Origin of the sequence: Chloroflexus islandicus (genome assembly GCF_001650695.1) — a bacterium.
GTDB lineage: Bacteria > Chloroflexota > Chloroflexia > Chloroflexales > Chloroflexaceae > Chloroflexus > Chloroflexus islandicus.
Genome location: NZ_LWQS01000040.1, coordinates 1 through 15853, shown reverse-complemented (window position 1 = coordinate 15853; position 15853 = coordinate 1). Strand labels below are relative to the sequence as shown.

Sequence of the window (15853 nt, the reverse complement as noted above, 5' to 3'; positions counted from 1 at the left end):
AGGAGGACTGCATCCATGACGATATTCTTCCGCACCACGCTTGTGCTGGGGGCACTACTGGCGCTGCTGGCCGGGATGTTACCCGTGGCATCCCCAGCTACTGCTCAGAGTCTGCCGCGGCTTATTACAGAGACCGTCCTGCCCAATAGTAGCGGTATCAAAATACCTCAAGCAGCCGTTGCTGGTAATCAGATCCATTTGACCGCGATTGCCGAATCAAGCGGCGCTTCTGAGGGTAAGGCACGGGTTTGGACTAAGACCGAAGGCGCGAATGTATTTCCCTCCCCTTTTACCGTGGGTACGACGACCCGTACCGATCTCAACCCTGAATATATTAATAGCGCGATAGCGACCTCACCCAGTGGGGAAGTTTTATCGCTTTGGATCGATCAGGTAACCAAGATTGTTCGTTTCCGCAAGCGTGATACCGCCGGCAATTGGGGGCCAACCTTCGAGGTGACGCGCAATGTGGTCTTCCCGATACGGCCAGCGTTAACAGTTGTGAATGGCGGATCTCAAAACGGCCGGATTATTGCCGCATGGCGTGATGACTCAGCGCCCGGGGCAAACAATGAGAGCATTTACTACACCTATTCGGATAACGGTGGCGCATCATGGGCGCCGGTGGCGCGCGCGTTTGGCGTGAAGGTGTACCGGTCGGTCGTGCAATTGGCCAGCGGCTCGAATGGCGAGGTAGCATTGACGTTCACGCGCGATAATCCACGACCGCTGCATATTATGGTTGCGCTGTGGACGGGCAGTGGTTTCAGTGTGCCGGTTGATGTTAATCTCGGTGATGAGGGGCAGTATGCTGACAGCAGCGTCACCATCTACAACGGGCGTATCTTTGTCGGCTACCGCCATGTTGATAAGGGCATCTTCTACGCTGAAAAAGATATCAGCAATCTCTTTGATAATCAGCCATGGCCGCGTTCGCGCTTGTTAGGCGAAAAAGGCGATGGTCAAGTGTCGGTGAGTGCCGATGCGTATGGCAACCTGCACGTGTCATGGATTCGCACGCCGCCTGATGGTAGGCGCAGCCAAAACCGGCTCGGCTACGCAGTGCGCCTCTTTGATGGCCCCTTCCTTGGCCCCATCGAGTCGGCCACCTCAGGGCCGTTGTTTAACGCATGGGGTGTCAGTAGCTCGGCCAGTGGTTTTTATATGCACGTCGCTCACGAACAGTTCACTGGTGAGACTCCATCGCTGCGCTACGCGCTGTTCCAAGCTCCCGGCTCGCCGTTTGGCTCGGCGCCGGTGATCGAGGGCGGCGCCGCACGGGTTGGCGGTGATGGCCGCACCTCGGTTAAAGTAACCTTCCCCGGTCTCGGCACAACCCCGCAAAACATTAGTGTGCGCTGGCGGTGGGGTGAACCGCCAAGCGACGCTGATCCGTGGGTGCTGTTAGCGCCAGATGCCACGGCGGCCACAGAATTGACCGTGCCGATCCCGCCAGCGTATCTTAACGTCAACGACTGCTCGCCGCGCACCCTGTATACCCAGTTGCGCCGGAATAGCGACAGTGTTGTTGAGATATCTGCGCGTACGGTGAATGTCATTATCGATACCAACGTCGTAGCAGAAGTAGACGTAACCAACCCCTTGCTGTACAACACTTCAAGCTGGTATGCCAGTAATTACATTGTGCGTGACCTCGATCACGGCAGTACACCGGCAACCCAAGTCAGGTTGTGGGTGGCTGACGGTGGTGATTGCACCGGTATTTCGCGAGTGCGGGTAGCGAATAACACAGCTTCGTTAGCTGTCAATAGCGATCTCGATGTCGAAGGCGACCTCACCGCGATTATCCCCTTGCCCGGCATCACCTTCTCGCCACCGTCGCCTGATGGCAATTACAACGTGGTGGTGAAAGTGTACGACAAACTCGGCAACTCGCAGACCGTTACCAAGACCATCCGGCTTGATCGTACACCGCCGCAGATCGCCCTCAGCGGCAGTGAAGTGATTACTGCGACCGGCTCGCCGTTGGGTGATATCTTGCAAGACCTGACATTCGATCTCTCATCAGCCACGATTACCGAAGCGAATGGTATTCACGGTCTGATGCTCGCCGTGAGCCCCATGCCGGTGACAAGTACGGCCGGGTTGTCGTCGCTGCGTTGGATTGTCGCCCCAACCAATGTGAGCAGTGGCCAGTTTACGGTGTCGTCGTGGAGTATGGCCAACGCTCCCGGGGTGACAATGGCGACAACGAGCTCTGCCCCGCAAACGTTCTATATCTATGCACTGCTGATCGATCGGGCCGGGAATATCAGCTCGTTTGATACGGTGCTGGAAACGACGGCCACGAGTACGCTAACTCCAGCGCGAACCTATGTGCCGTTGGTGAGTCGCTGACGCTGTTCCCCCGTCTAGCTAACCGGACTGCTACTAGTATTACTAGTAGCAGTCCTTCTTTTTTTCGCTTCGTTCCCAAAATTTTGCAAAAAATGTTACCATTTTTGGCCAATTTTTGTCGTATGCTATCAGTACACCATGGTGCCGGTAGCGTTGTACAATTCGACTAACATGGATCGACATCGACAAGGAGCTTCTCCAATGCAACATCATCAATCACCTCTTCTTCGCCTATCGCTTGCTATGATCCTTGTCGCAATCGTGGGCGGAATCTGGCTTTCGCTCCGTCCCGGCCAAGCCGAAGAGGGCGGGCCGATCTTGCAATACCCGCCCGAACCGCCAGCGCCGACGATTGGCCCCAATCCGACCGTGCCCGCCGGCTTGGCCGCCGGGCCGCGCTTTGTGGCCGATTTTGCCTCGGCTGACAGCCTGCGCGATTGGCAGATGGTCGAACTCGATTTCATTCTGCCCGAAGACCGCGCCAATTGGGTGATTGAGAACGGGCGGCTACGCCAAGATTTCGCCAGCGAAATCCGCAACAGCGCGTTGACTCAGGTAGCAGCGTTGGCGCCGGTTGCATTTGCCGATGGTGTGGTGCGCGCGAGCTTTTACGATGAGTTTAACGGTATCGCCGGATTGGTGGCGCGCTATCAGGGCGAGGTCGGGTACGAGGCGAGCTACTACCGGCTGCGGTTGCTTAAGAATGAGTATGAAGCGACGCCGAAGTATGCGCTGGAAAAGGTGGTTGATGGCGTCGTGACGCCGTTAGCCACGGTAGCGGGGCCGGGGTTTGCGCCCCGCCAGTGGCACGTGATTGAGCTGGAAGTGCGTGGCGGCGAGTTGACGGCGCGCCTGAACGGCAAGGTGTTGTTGCAGGCAAGCGATGCCCAACCCCTGCCAGCCGGCCGGGTTGGTGTCTACACCCGCGCCTTGGGCGGCATAATGTTCGATGATGTGATTGTCGCGCCGTAGGAACTCGTCGTTGTTATACCTAGCACTTCTACGCTTCGTTCTCGAGTCACTGAACACATGAGGAGAGACTTATGGTGCGAATAGCTTCATTGGTGGCGGCCTTTGTTCTTGCTATCGCCACGGTGCTGGCTGGAACAGGCCCGCTCATCTTGCAAGCCCAAGAGGGTGCTGCGTTCATTACGGAAACAATGTTGCCTGCTAGCAATACCAAATATCCCCAGTTGGCCGTCGATGCCAATGGTGTCTATGTGAGTGCAGTTGATGGCATCCCCGATAATGGGAATGCCAATCTGTGGATAAAAGGCGAAGAAGCGCCAGCGTTTCCTGCCCCGCTTGTGCTAGGCACGGTGATTGGCGGCTTTGCCCAAGACTGGTATCAAACCGCAGTTGCGACTGCGCCCACTGGTGAAGTATATGTGTTGTGGATCGATCAGGGGGCGAAGACGATCAAAATTCGCCGCCGTGAGCCAAATGGAGTTTGGAATCCGGCCACGTTTGAAATCATGAACGGCCATATCTTCGCGGTCGAGCCGGCCCTTGCCGTGCGGACGAATGGGCAGGTAGTGGCGGCGTGGCGTGACGACAAGAATATCCGCTTCGCTTTTTCCAATGATCGCGGCGCCACATGGTCACCGGTTGGCACGATTACCGCAGTAGAGGCGTATAAGTCGCAAACTGCGCTTGCTGCCGGCCCTAATGGCGAGTTGGCGATCACCTTTACCCGTGATACACCCCGCCCATTGCACGTGATGGTCGCTCTCTGGAATGGCTCATCGTTCAATCCACCGGTGGATGTGAATGGCAGTGCGTCCGCTGTATTCGCGGATGCGAGTGTTTCGTTTAGCCCTGATCCAGCGCCGAATACTCGCATTGCCGTTGCCTTCCGCGGCGCTGATGATGGTATCTTTTTCGCGGAAAAATTGGTAAGCGATTTCGGCGGTCCGTGGTCAACCATCCAGTTGATTAACGGCAAGGGTGATGGCCGCGTGTCCATTGATTATGATCAGCGCGGTAATTTGCATATCACGTGGATTAGACAAGGATCAAGCCGAAGTGTGAATCAGTTGTTTTACGCGGTGCGTCCGGTTGGCCAAGGCTTTCTGCCGGTGGTGGGCACGCCAACGGTGGCGCCGGTGTTTAACGCATGGGGTGACGCGCGGGTTGGCACGCGGGCCTACATGCATGTCGCACACGAGTTCTTCCAAGGCACGGTACCGCGCCCACGCTATGCCCTCTTCCGCGCGCCGGGTGAAAGTTTCGGATCGCGTCCCATTATCGAAAATGATGTGGCTGTAGTTGGCGGCGAAAGCCGAGTCTCAGTAAATGTCACCTTCCCCGACCTATCCACCTCTAATCTGCCCGATCAGGTGCGCTGGCGCTGGGGCGCGCCGCCGACCGATGCCGAGAATGATTCGGGCGGCTGGCAGCCATTTAATCCGACCGGCCCCGCCAGTGTGCTGACTGTGCCGATCCCGGCGGCGTTGCGCACCGATGCCGGCTGTGTCGAACGGGAGTTGTTTACCCAGTTGCGCCGTTCGGCGAATAACCTGACCGATCAGCCGCGTTCAGATAAAGTGGTGATCGATGTTGGTGTGCTGGGGAGTGCTGTGGTGGCGAACCCCTTCTCGCGACTTAGAACCTCGCCTTTCACGGCGGTGACGCTAGCCGATCTGATCGGTGAAGGCGGCGCCAGCGATGGCCACCCGGATTATACGCGCGTGCCAGCGGTATTCGTCGAGCTGCGCAGTCTCGGCGATTGCAGCGGTTTGCAGAACTTTGCTCTCGCGCCAAGTACGGCCACGCTAACGAGTGTGAGCAATTTGGCAATCAGTGGCAATCGCTTCGCGAATGTCTTGCCCTATCCCGGCACGGTGGCCGAAGGACCAATGCCGGTGATCCTCCGGATGCGTGATGCGCTTGGCAACCCGATGATGCTTGAACGCACCCTTACCTATGATGTGACAGCGCCAACGCTCAATAGCGGCACGCTGCAAGTGCAAGCCATTGATGGCGCCCCTAGCATCATCGTCAATCTGCAATTCACCAGCCTCAACGTCACTGATAACTTCTACCCCGGTCGCGGGTTCTGGGGGGTGTGGCTGGCCAATAGCCGGACTCCGGTCGCCAATCCTGCCGCTGATCCCACGCTGGTGTGGGTACCGGTCGAAGCGCCGGGTGATGGCAATAGCTTTACCATTGTCTGGAGTCTGGCTAGCGGCTTGCCGGAGGCGCAATTGACTGCGGGCACATATTATGTGTATGCGCGCGCGCTTGATGGCGCCGGCAATCCGAGCGCAACAGCCTTGCCGGTGGCAACCATCTCGCTTGATCAGGTAACGTTGCCGCAGGTGTTTGTTCCGGTGGTAAGCCGGTAAATTGATTGGTGGCAGCGACTAGCTCACCGCCAGATCGAGTGCATCGATCTGGCGGTGAACCACGATCGGGCCGTTAGGCTGGGCTAGTTTGGCAAGGGGCGCCCACCGTGCCACACGACTTTGCCGTCAAGTGAGCGGCGCTGGCCGCGCGGCCAGTCACCTGAGGCCGGTTGGCCAGTGTAAAAGAACCCCAACAGGCGCGTGTCCGGCGCAAAGCCTACGATTTCAGCCACATGGGGATGAATCGCGCAGGCGCCGCTCGTCCACTTACCGGCTAAGCCAAGCGCCGAAGCCATAAGATGCAGGTTTTGCACGGCGCAGCCGGTAGCAATCAGCTCTTCCCATTCTGGTCGCTTGGGGTTTGGGCGCATGCCGATCGCAATCCAGACCGGAGCTTGCCAGACCCGGTTGCGTTGGGATGCTTCGCCGGGGCTGCCGGCTGGTTGGTCGGGGTTAAGCAAGCGGTAGGCGGCGCCAAAGGCGTCGCTCAATGTCTGGCGGGCCTCGCCGCTATATACGGCGAAGCGCCATGGTTCAGTTTGACCATGGCTGGGCGCCCAATTGGCGGCTTCGAGCATCAGGGCCACGTTGGCGAGATCGATCGGGTCGGGCGCTATATCATTGAGCGCAAAGCTCCGGCGCGTCGCGATCATGTTCAGGAGTTGCTGCGCGCTGTTAGCGTCGCGTTGGGGGGCTGGCGACGCAATGAATGTAACTGAAGAAAGTTGTTGGCGTGCGCGCTGGGCCAATTGTACCAGCGTGGGCCGCAATTGATCCGCATGGGTAAGCGGTGGCTCGAAGGGAATGCGCACCGTGGTTGTTTGGCCGTTCCCAGTTACGCGTAACTCGATACCGCTTGCTTCGAGCCGGGTCACGAGCGCCATTTCAGCCCATGCTATTCCGGCCAGTCCGCGTGCATAGGCTAGCACGGCATCGGCATGGTCGCTATTCATGTGTTCGATAGCGGCAAGGGCAATCGGCGCAATTGGATCATACGTAGCAGTCATTGCACTCCTCGTAGGGTTAGATGCTTGGCTCTTAGCCAGCCAAAGCGTAGCGTTGTCGTTCGCGCTGCTGCATGTATTCAGCTAGATAGTAGCTGCCAATCACAAAGATTGCAGCGGCAGCTTGGAGGCCAATCCCTTCCCATGTGGGATACAAGCCAAACCAGAAACCGGCCCAGTACGGTAATTCCAACCAGCGAATCGGATGGAGCGGCAACCATCCGATCACTTGCAAGATATTGACGGTGTGGCCAACCATCTGCAACAGCACCGCTCCGATCAGAATGCCGGTGACAATCAGCATCTTCTTGTGCGGCAATTTCGCCTGCATCACAAAGACGGCGAGCCCAACCAACAGGGTAAAGGCCAAGCCAAGCCCGACACCGAGCAAAACGACCGTAGCGTTGCCCTCAAGCGTCAGCGCTTGCAAGAAGAGCACGGTCTCGAAGCCTTCGCGATAGATGCTGGCGAAGCCGAGGGTGATGAGCCCTAGCCACTGGCCGGCTTGGCCGCCGAGAATCTGCTTCTTTTGCTGGTGGAACGAGGCCATCCAGTCCTTCCAGTAGACATCATGGAAGAACCAGTTGGTGATCAGCAAGAGCACCGCAATCGCGATGAGCGAGACAATCGCTTCGAGTTTCTCGCCAAAACGAGCCATCGCCATTAAGGCGCCTTGGGCCAGCAGCCACGTGATCATGGTCGCCAGCAGCGCCAATCCGGCGCCAATCCAGAGCGGGCGGCGGAAGCGGCGTTGGGTGGCCGTTTTCAGGCTGCCCATCAGCGATGCCAAAATGAGCACTGCTTCTAACCCTTCGCGGAAGACGATCACGGCGGCGTTGGTGGTGATTGCCAGCGGCGCATTGCTACCGGCTAAGGCTTGCTCTGCCTCGACCAATGCCTGATCAAGCGCGGCGCGGGTGGCGGCGATTTCGGCCGGCGGCGCGCGCCGTTCGATCAAATATGCTAGCCCTTTGTGATCGTTTTGGCCATACCAGAAGTATCCTTCAATGATGGGCTTGTATTGGGGCGCAAATGCGATCAGCTTCGCTTCGGGGCCGATCTCCATGATCGCATACGCCTCCAGCCGGGCCGACTCGGCCAGCGCGTACTCGCCGGCCCGCGCCGCCTGCTCCATCTGATCAAGCGTCGAACGAATCACGTCAAAATCAGCGCCGCTGTCTGGTTTTTGCCATTCCGGCGGCAAGAGCTGGTTGAGATCAGCCAGCAGCGTCTCGGCGGCAGTTCGGATGACGGTTGGATCGGCGACGGCGCTGCGATTGCCGGCATTGGCTAACATGGTGTCTAGTTCGGTAAAGCGTGCGGCGACGGTCGCAGTGAGGGTGGGATCGCGCTGTTCGAGCAGATCGCGCAGATCGGTAAAGGCGGCTAGCGCGCCGCTATGGAAGGTGATCGCCTCGCGAATCTCGAGATCGATCGTCACTTGCCCATTCCGTACCCCGCGCTCATACTCGATCGGGACGAGTTGCAAAAACCGTAGCATCTGGCCGCTGCGCCGCACTTGCTCGGCAGGGCTCAGCGGCGCGGCGCGGAAGCCGTTTAGCACGGCTTGCGCTTGATCGAACAGTGCGCTGATGGGCGCGCCATCGAGCGCAGCTTGGGTTAATGCCGTAAAGATCGCTTGCGCATGCGTCGCCGCTGCGGTACCGCGTTGTTCAGCATAGGCCGGTGCCAGAATGGCAAAGTATCCTGCCGCGAGCGCTGCCGTCTCGGCGCGCCGGACGGCGAAGCCTTGCTGATCGGCGGCAGCGAGGGCGTTCAATGCTTCGTGGAGCCGGGCCTGATAGGTGTCGAGCAGGTCGGACTGCACAGCGGCGAGCGCAACCGCTGGCGATATATCGCCGGCCCCTACCGCGCGCACCGCTTTGGTGGCGTCGGCATTGGGGCGGGTAAAGCGATTAGCATGGCGAAATTCACGCACCGGCAGCCACTGTTGCGCCGTGAGTGCGTCACCAGCTTGCAGCGCGCCGGTGACGACCGTGTAACTGCCGTTGAGGATCGCCGTCCAGATTTGGGCCCGGGCCGCGGCAAAGTGCGGCAGATCAGTGGCGGCCAACGCTTGTTCAAGGTTGTCAAATCCGCTCTGTACCGCAGCATCGGCGTCAGGGGCATAGCGGGCAATCGTGGCGGCCAACACCGAGTATTCACGGCGCAAATCGGCTACTTGGCCTTGCACCATTGTCCGATCAGCAGCCTGCAATTGCATTTGTATCAGCGTCGCGCGAATATGTTCGGCCAGTTGGCTGGGGGCGGGTGCTTGTGCCTGTGCGTTGCTAGGGCGCAGGCTCATCCCTAGCACCATCATCAGTAGCCAGAGAATGCTACGCCGGCAGAAGTTGTTGTGCAGCATACCTCAACTCTCAGTACGTGCTAGTACGCGATCGTGAGCGCCGGCGCAATGCAACCGGCGTTTCAGCCAATAGTTATTCAGCCAACGGTATACCCAGCGCGCCGGCCATTTGGCTAAGCTGGCCGGTGATGGCAGTGGCCCGGTTTTGCGCTTCTGCCCCCAGCATATCCGCCTCTTCAGGCGTAAAGCGGCGACCGCTGCGCTCTTGCGCGTAAATGCCGGCGACAAAGGTTTTCAGATCACGCAAGCCGGTTGCAATCTGCTCGGCTTGGGCCGGATCGATCGTCGCGACCTGCGGACGGACCTGCGCATACACAATCTCAAGTCCATCGAGAATATCTTGGATGTCGGCCAGACGCGAGATGACATTGAAATCGCGCTGGGTTGACGTTTCGCCCAACACAAAGCGCGAATCGCGCCACGAAGCGAAATATTCGCTCATCGTCGGCACCATCACCACTAGCGCTGTGAACGCATCGGATTCGGTCGGTGTCCATGCGCGAGCAGCCGTGTCAAGTTCACGAGCCTTTTGCGCAAGGAGATCAACGCCGGCTTGCAAGACATACGCATCGGGAAGCGCCTCGCCGAACTCCAACGTGCCATTGCCGTTCCAATCAGCCGCTACCGGTGCAGTGAAGGCGGGTTCGGTTCCCCATAATGCGCTTTCAGTAACGCCAAACAGGTTGCCCGGCTTGGGCAGGGTGCGGCCATCAGCCAGCGCCAAATCGAATGACACGGCGTTGTCAGGGTCTTCATTGCCGGCTGCGCCAGCATCGAGATCAACATCGAATTGGGCAAGCGATGGGGTGCCGGCCACGATCCCTTCCATCTTTTCGTAGATGGGGCTGGCTGCAATCCATGCTTCACGCGCGGCAACAATCGCAGCCATCGCTTCATCGCGGCGGTTTTGCCAGAGAGCGGTATAATCGAAGGCGGTTGTTTCAGCCAGTTGGTAGTAACGGCTGGTTGCCGTCTGCAGTTGCGCGGTGGCCGCAACTAAGGCGCTGGTTTGGTCTAGCAGGTACTCTTTGATGCCATCTAGATGAGTAGCAGGCATAGCTGTCGGGGCCGGTGTTGCGGTCGAGCTGCATGCGCTGAGGAGTAGCGCCATCCATGTCGCTAGTAAACCGAGACGTAGCAGGCGTGTCATAGTTCCTCCGGCAAGAGAGCAGTGATGCAGGTGACGATGGTCTGTTCAGGCCAGCACAGTGCTTGGCGAAGCTTCGCTGTTAGCATATCCTAATAAAAAAGGTTTGTCAACCAAAAACACCAAAAATGAGTAGCTGCCGTACCCTAAGCTCCCATTCGCCATCCGAGCAGTGTGAGCGATGGGGATGAAGCGGTTTGATCCTGAGGAGACGTATGCGTGCGTTCTTGGCCAGCCGCGAGTTTGGGCCATTGGTGATTGTGTTGCTCTTTGCCGCTCTGTTGCCGATCAGCCTGCCGCGGATTGCATTGAGCGATGAGGTGCAGTATTACGCTTACCTGCGCTCGCTGTACTTCGATCACGATCTCGATTTCTACAACGAATACCAGCACTTTGCCGCGATTGGGCTGCGCAATAACGATCCGGCGATCTTCAATGCCCTGCTGCGGCCTGATGCCGCTAATCCGAACCCGATCACCGGCAAGCTGCGTAACGTGGCCCCGGTCGGCTCGGCCTTACTGTGGGCTCCCGGTTTTGTTCTGGCCGATCTGTGGGTGCAGGCGGCCAATGCGTTTGGCGCGGCTATTCCCCGCGATGGCTTCAGCCGGCCTTACATTGTGGCCGTGTGTATGATGTCGGCCCTCTATAGCTTGCTCGGCCTGCTCTTGACCTACCGGCTGGCCCGCATCTACGCCGGTCAAATTCCGGCCTTGCTGGCGACATTGACCGTCTTTCTGGCGACGCCGTTGGTGTTCTATACCTATCTGGCGATGGCATGGTCGCACGCGAATGGTTTTTTTCTGTTCGCGTTGTTTTTGACCATCTGGTTGCGCGGGCGGGCAGGGAATCTCAGCCACAGCGATGGCCGCCGGCATTGGAGTGTCTGGCTGGCGTTGGGGGTGGTGGCCGGCTTGATGGTCATGACCCGTGAGCAGTTGGGTTTGCTGCTCCTCATTCCGGCGTTCGAGGCGCTGGCGGCCTATATTGGGGCGCTGCGTCGCCGGCAATGGGCCGCAGTGCGCGAGTTGATCGCGGGTCACGCCGTGTTTCTCGGCGTGTTTCTATTGGCGCTGACGCCGCAACTGGCCGCCTATTGGGTGCTCAATGGGCGGATCGGGCCATCAACCACGGTGGGGGGCAAGTTGGCGGTGGTGAATCTCGGCCCGCTGCCGGTACTGGTGAGCCCGCGCTTCTTCGATACCTTGCTTGATCCGGCCCACGGCGCGTTTCTGTGGAGCCCCATTCTCGTAGTGGCGCTGACCGGCTTGATCTGGCTCTTCCGGCGCGATGGCCCGCTGGCATTGCTGTTACTCGTTGGCTTCCTTGGGCAGGTCTATATCAACGGCGCCTTTGGCACCACGTGGCACCTGAGCGGTTCGTTCGGGTTCCGGCGCTTGATCGAGTGTACCCCCATCTTTGTGCTTGGCCTTGCCGCGTTGCTGGCATGGTTGCAGCCGCGGCTGGGCTGGAAGCCGTTACTGGCCGGCGCAACCCTCTTTGTGCTCTGGAACGTTGGCCTGATCGCGCAGTGGACGTTTGTCAGGCCAGAGTTGCGCAAAGGTTTGATTTGGGATGGCATGCTCTACTACCAACTGCAAGTGCCGTTGCAGGTGCTGGGCCGGTTGCACGATATTCTGTTTAACCGCTGCCGGTTGACAACCAATTGTTGAATGAGCGCCGTGGCGCATGCCCCACGGCGCACCCTTGAGGGACGGACAGAACAGATCGCTTTGCGATGCCTCACAGCCTAGCTCTGCACGTCCCTCTCCCGCGCCAGTCGAGAAGCGGACAGAACATTTGTGTAAATACAACCATTGATCGCTGTGCGATGCCGTCAAGCCCCGGGCTGCGCTCCCCATCACCCCTCCCCCAGCGGGGGAGGGGCAAGGGGTGGGGGCGAAACGCCGCATCTCAACGCCATCAACCACCTCTGTGCGTATTGCGTTCTGTCCGCCCTTAAACGCCAGCGGGAGCGGGGCTGGGGGTGAGGGGATGCCAGCAAAGGACTGGCAGCCAGCAATGGTATGTTTGCCTACGCACACCGTTCGCACCCGGCGGTCAAGATGCGTACACGCATGTCATTGCGCGGACGCGCAGCGCCCGAAGCAATCTCCCGCTTCCGCGGGACGCCGGCACGGACTGCATAGGCTCCCCTCTCCCGCGCCAGTCGAGAAGCGGACAGAACATTTGTGTAAATACAACCATTGATCGCTGTGCGATGCCGTCAAGCCCCGGGCTGCGCTCCCCATCACCCCTCCCCCAGCGGGGGAGGGGCACGGGGTGGGGGCATCAGCCCGCGCAGCATAGCCACAAAGACACCCAAACGATGCCAACAATCTTGATCATGTTTGTGCCTTTTGTGTCTTTTCGTGGCTATCCAACCCGCGCAGCGGGCTTCGTCAGGCGAACCCGGCCCGCAAGGGCCGGGTTCTGGTCAGAGGTTCTGTCCGCCTTTGGGCGCATCTCACGGCGGTGATGGCAAGAGGATGGTGCCCTACAAGGCGTGCTGTTGTTCGCGGGTCGTAGCCAATTGGCCGAGGTGGCACGCCTCGCTCAGACTGACGAGGTAGGGCAGATCATCGCCATACTCGATCACGCTGATGCTGGCATTCGTCACCCAAATCCGGTTGATCCGATCCATGTTCATGCCGAGCGCGTCAGCCACCAGTATCTTCACAATCACATCATGCGTGCTGATCAACACCGTCTTGCCGGCGTGTTCGGCATAGATGCGCTCGCGAAAATCGAGCACCCGCTTAAGCACGTTCGAGAAACTTTCGCCCCCCGGCATTTGCGAGCGGGTCGGATGTTGCCGCCACTCGCGCAACCCGTCGGCGTACAGCTCCATAATTTCGTGTAAATACCGGCCTTCCCAATCACCGTGGTTGATTTCGAGCAAGGCATCGTCGTAAATCACCTCAAGGCCGGGGTGATGGGCGACGATCGCCTGCGCAGTGTGGGCGGCGCGTTGCAGCCGGCTGCTATAGACAAGATCAATCTTCTCGTGGCGCAGCCGCTCGCCGAGCGCGGCAGCCTGCATCCGGCCTAATTCCGACAGCGGGGCGTCTTGCTGGCCTTGATACCGGTTGATCCGGTTCCATTCACTCTCGCCGTGGCGCACAATAATGAGTCGCATAGTTGCCCTACCCTCAATGTAGATCGCGAGCTGGTCAACGACGTTGCCGGTTGTTGTACCACGCAGGCCCTTCGTCAGCGTAGGGTTTGGCGGTGGCAACACGTTACAAACTTCGTCTCCAAGCCTCTCAGGTTAGCCGTGCAGCGCCATTATAGCCGAGGTGGTATCATTCGCGGCGTGAAGCTGTGCGTATCGTAGAGAGGAATGATCGCAATGGCGGCGCCAATTGATCGCAGCACTCGCCGTTTTCTGATCGCGTTTCGCTACGCCTTTGCCGGGATTGGCCATCTGTTGCGCTCCCAACGCAATTTTCAGATTCATCTGCTCATCGGCGCTATCGCGATTGCGTTGGGGGTGGTCTTGCGGATTGCGCGGTGGGAGTGGGTTGCGCTGGCCTTGACCATCGGGATGGTGCTCGCCGCTGAAGGCTTCAATACCGCGATTGAAGCGACGGTTGATTTAGCGACCAGCGAGCGCCATCCGCTGGCCCGCATCGCCAAAGATGTCGCTGCCGGCGCGGTCTTGCTCTGCGCATTGACCGCCATTGTGGTGGGTCTGCTCATCTTTGGCCCACGGTTGTGGCTGCTTTGGGTGATTTTGACATAATCAGTTTCATTGCTGCAAGCTGCTGAAACTAGGGTATACTGGGCTTGTTCGTTGCACGTGCTTGGTCTGGGCAGCGCGCTAGCCCGCTGAGCAGACGTATCGCGAGGAGTGCGACGGCGTTGCCGAGCCGTCGTTCGAGCGCGACGGCCCAACGGGCCGCCGCTACTGGTGTCATCTATGTGGCCACTTGTCCGGCAGGCCCGTCATCTTGGCCGTTACCGTGAAATTACACAGGTGTTGGTGCATCACGGTTTTGGCTATTTGGTCGATCAGCTCGGTCTCACTGCGTTGCTCTCCTTGCCGCGCCGCGCCATTCTGCGCGCGCCGGCCCCGCCGCCGTTGGGCAGCGCCGAGCGGTTGCGCGAGGCGTTGGTTGAGCTAGGCCCGGCCTTTGTCAAATTGGGTCAAGCGCTCAGCACGCGCCCTGACTTGCTGCCAGCCGATATGGTAGCCGAACTGAGCAAGCTGCAAGATACGGTGCCGCCATTCCCCGGCGCGCAAGCGGTGGCGCTGATCGAAACCACGTTTGGCCAGCCGATCGACCGCTTGTTCGCTTCCTTCGAGCGCGAGCCGTTCGCGGCGGCGTCGTTGGGGCAAGTGCATGCAGCGGTTTTGCCCGATGGCACGCCGGTAGTGGTGAAGGTGCAGCGGCCCGATATCGCCAATCGCATTCAAACCGATCTGGCGATTTTAGCCGATCTCGCGGCGCTGGCCCAAGAGCGGCTGGCCTTGGCTGCCCAATATAACCTGAGCGAGATTGTTTGGGAGTTTAGCGCCACGCTCCGCGCCGAACTTGATTATGTGCGCGAGGGGCGCAACGCCGATCGCTTTCGCCAGATGTTTTGCGATAATCCGCACATCTACATCCCGCGCGTCTACTGGGAATATACCGATACTCGCGTCCTCACTATCGAGCGGATAACTGGCATCAAGCTGAACGATATGGCGGCGTTGCGCGCGGCTGAAGTTGATTTGCCCCGGCTGGCCCGCGTGAGCGTCGAGATTACGCTCGAAGAGATTTTCGGGCATGGCTTTTTCCATAGCGATCCGCATCCGGGCAATTTCTTCGTCATTGATGGCGAGGTGTTGGGTGTGGTCGATTTTGGTCAGGTCGGCATGCTCGATCACGCCACGATGCAAGGGTTGCTCTTGATGATGGGGGCGCTGATCAACCACGACAGCCAAAGCTTACTGCGCGCGCTCGAACGGCTCGGCGTGATTCCGCGCCGGGCAGCGACGGCGGCGTTGCGCCGCGATCTCGAACGGTTCGTTGATGGGTTCGTCGATCGCCCGTTGGGCCAAATTTCGGCCCGCGAGACCTTTGATGGCTTAACGGCCTTGTTACGCCGGCACCGGCTGATTATTCCCGGCCCGCTGGCTACCCTGCTCAAGACGATCGTGATGATGGAAGGGCTGGGGATGCAGCTCGATCCCACGCTTGATGTCTTTGCCGCAGCGCGTCCGTACATCCAGCGCGCCTTGCGTGAACAGATTACGCCAACGGCGTTGGGGGCGCAAGCGTTGGCCGGCGGGCGTGAGTTGGGTGAGCTGGCGTTTGAGATTCCCGAACAGATTAGCCAGAGCCTGCAACGCCTCAACGAAGGCGAGTTGCATCTGCAAACCCGTGAAGTGGAGTTGCGGCGGGTAGCTGGTGCGCTGATCGGCGCGGCAAACCGCGTGGCGCTGGCGCTGGTCGTGTCGGCGTTTATTCTCGGCGTGGCGGTGCTGGTGGTGGCGATGCGGGCCTTTGAATGGTACGGCTGGTTGCCGTGGACGTTGTTGTTCTTCGGCGTGGGTGGGGTGGTCACCGGCGGGATCATGTTGACGTTGGCGTTGTTGCGGCGGGAGTAGGGGCGCAGCGTGCTGCGCCCCTAGGCGCAGCACGCT

General features: G+C 59.3%; 10 protein-coding genes. 6 read left to right on the top strand and 4 right to left on the bottom strand.

The genetic code is table 11. The annotated features are described in order from the left end of the window. Window positions 1-15 precede the first annotated feature (15 nt). The 3 genes from A6A03_RS06080 (at window position 16) to A6A03_RS06070 (ending at window position 5705) form a co-directional block, all read left to right on the top strand. A complete protein-coding gene (locus A6A03_RS06080) occupies window positions 16-2358 on the top strand; it encodes an Ig-like domain repeat protein (protein WP_066784919.1) in 2343 nt (780 codons plus the stop codon). Window positions 2359-2559: 201 nt separating this feature from the next. After that, window positions 2560-3330, top strand: a complete 771-nt coding sequence (locus tag A6A03_RS06075; protein ID WP_066784916.1) for a LamG domain-containing protein — start codon at window positions 2560-2562, stop codon at window positions 3328-3330. 71 nt (window positions 3331-3401) lie between these two features. Continuing rightward, window positions 3402-5705, top strand: a complete 2304-nt coding sequence (locus A6A03_RS06070; RefSeq protein WP_066784909.1) for a sialidase family protein — start codon at window positions 3402-3404, stop codon at window positions 5703-5705. 83 nt (window positions 5706-5788) lie between these two features. Here A6A03_RS06070 and A6A03_RS06065 read toward each other — a convergent pair whose 3' ends face one another. The 3 genes from A6A03_RS06065 to A6A03_RS06055 all read right to left on the bottom strand — a co-directional run bounded on the left by A6A03_RS06065 (window position 5789) and on the right by A6A03_RS06055 (window position 10227). Then, window positions 5789-6712 (bottom strand): nitroreductase family protein, encoded by a 924-nt coding sequence (locus A6A03_RS06065; RefSeq protein WP_066784907.1) that lies wholly within the window; start codon window positions 6710-6712, stop codon window positions 5789-5791. 31 nt (window positions 6713-6743) lie between these two features. After that, window positions 6744-9077 (bottom strand): FTR1 family protein, encoded by a 2334-nt coding sequence (locus A6A03_RS06060; protein WP_066784905.1) that lies wholly within the window; start codon window positions 9075-9077, stop codon window positions 6744-6746. 73 nt (window positions 9078-9150) lie between these two features. Continuing rightward, a complete protein-coding gene (locus A6A03_RS06055) occupies window positions 9151-10227 on the bottom strand; it encodes an EfeM/EfeO family lipoprotein (RefSeq protein ID WP_066784902.1) in 1077 nt (358 codons plus the stop codon). 212 nt (window positions 10228-10439) lie between these two features. Here A6A03_RS06055 and A6A03_RS06050 point away from each other — a divergent pair, with 212 nt between their 5' ends. After that, complete coding sequence (locus tag A6A03_RS06050; protein WP_066784900.1) at window positions 10440-11894, top strand: glycosyltransferase family 39 protein; 1455 nt, start codon at window positions 10440-10442, stop codon at window positions 11892-11894. Between the two features lie 824 nt (window positions 11895-12718). Here A6A03_RS06050 and A6A03_RS06045 read toward each other — a convergent pair. Next, window positions 12719-13360: a histidine phosphatase family protein gene (locus A6A03_RS06045; protein WP_066784897.1), complete on the bottom strand. Its 642-nt coding sequence runs from the start codon at window positions 13358-13360 to the stop codon at window positions 12719-12721. 213 nt (window positions 13361-13573) lie between these two features. On the opposite strand from A6A03_RS06045, the gene A6A03_RS06040 reads away from it, so the two are divergent. Continuing rightward, on the top strand, window positions 13574-13966 hold the full coding sequence (locus tag A6A03_RS06040) for a diacylglycerol kinase family protein (protein ID WP_066784894.1): 393 nt from the start codon (window positions 13574-13576) through the stop codon (window positions 13964-13966). A gap of 177 nt (window positions 13967-14143) precedes the next feature. After that, window positions 14144-15817 carry an ABC1 kinase family protein gene (locus A6A03_RS06035; RefSeq protein ID WP_066784891.1) on the top strand — a complete coding sequence of 558 codons (1674 nt, stop codon included), beginning with the start codon at window positions 14144-14146 and terminating at the stop codon, window positions 15815-15817. Window positions 15818-15853: the final 36 nt, after the last annotated feature.

Coding starts and splice junctions, on each gene's coding strand:
- A6A03_RS06080 (WP_066784919.1), top strand. CDS start 16: ATGACGATATTCTTCCGCACCACGCTTGTGCTGGGGGCACTACTGGCG.
- A6A03_RS06075 (WP_066784916.1), top strand. CDS start 2,560: ATGCAACATCATCAATCACCTCTTCTTCGCCTATCGCTTGCTATGATC.
- A6A03_RS06070 (WP_066784909.1), top strand. CDS start 3,402: ATGGTGCGAATAGCTTCATTGGTGGCGGCCTTTGTTCTTGCTATCGCC.
- A6A03_RS06065 (WP_066784907.1), bottom strand. CDS start 6,712: ATGACTGCTACGTATGATCCAATTGCGCCGATTGCCCTTGCCGCTATC.
- A6A03_RS06060 (WP_066784905.1), bottom strand. CDS start 9,077: ATGCTGCACAACAACTTCTGCCGGCGTAGCATTCTCTGGCTACTGATG.
- A6A03_RS06055 (WP_066784902.1), bottom strand. CDS start 10,227: ATGACACGCCTGCTACGTCTCGGTTTACTAGCGACATGGATGGCGCTA.
- A6A03_RS06050 (WP_066784900.1), top strand. CDS start 10,440: ATGCGTGCGTTCTTGGCCAGCCGCGAGTTTGGGCCATTGGTGATTGTG.
- A6A03_RS06045 (WP_066784897.1), bottom strand. CDS start 13,360: ATGCGACTCATTATTGTGCGCCACGGCGAGAGTGAATGGAACCGGATC.
- A6A03_RS06040 (WP_066784894.1), top strand. CDS start 13,574: ATGGCGGCGCCAATTGATCGCAGCACTCGCCGTTTTCTGATCGCGTTT.
- A6A03_RS06035 (WP_066784891.1), top strand. CDS start 14,144: ATGTGGCCACTTGTCCGGCAGGCCCGTCATCTTGGCCGTTACCGTGAA.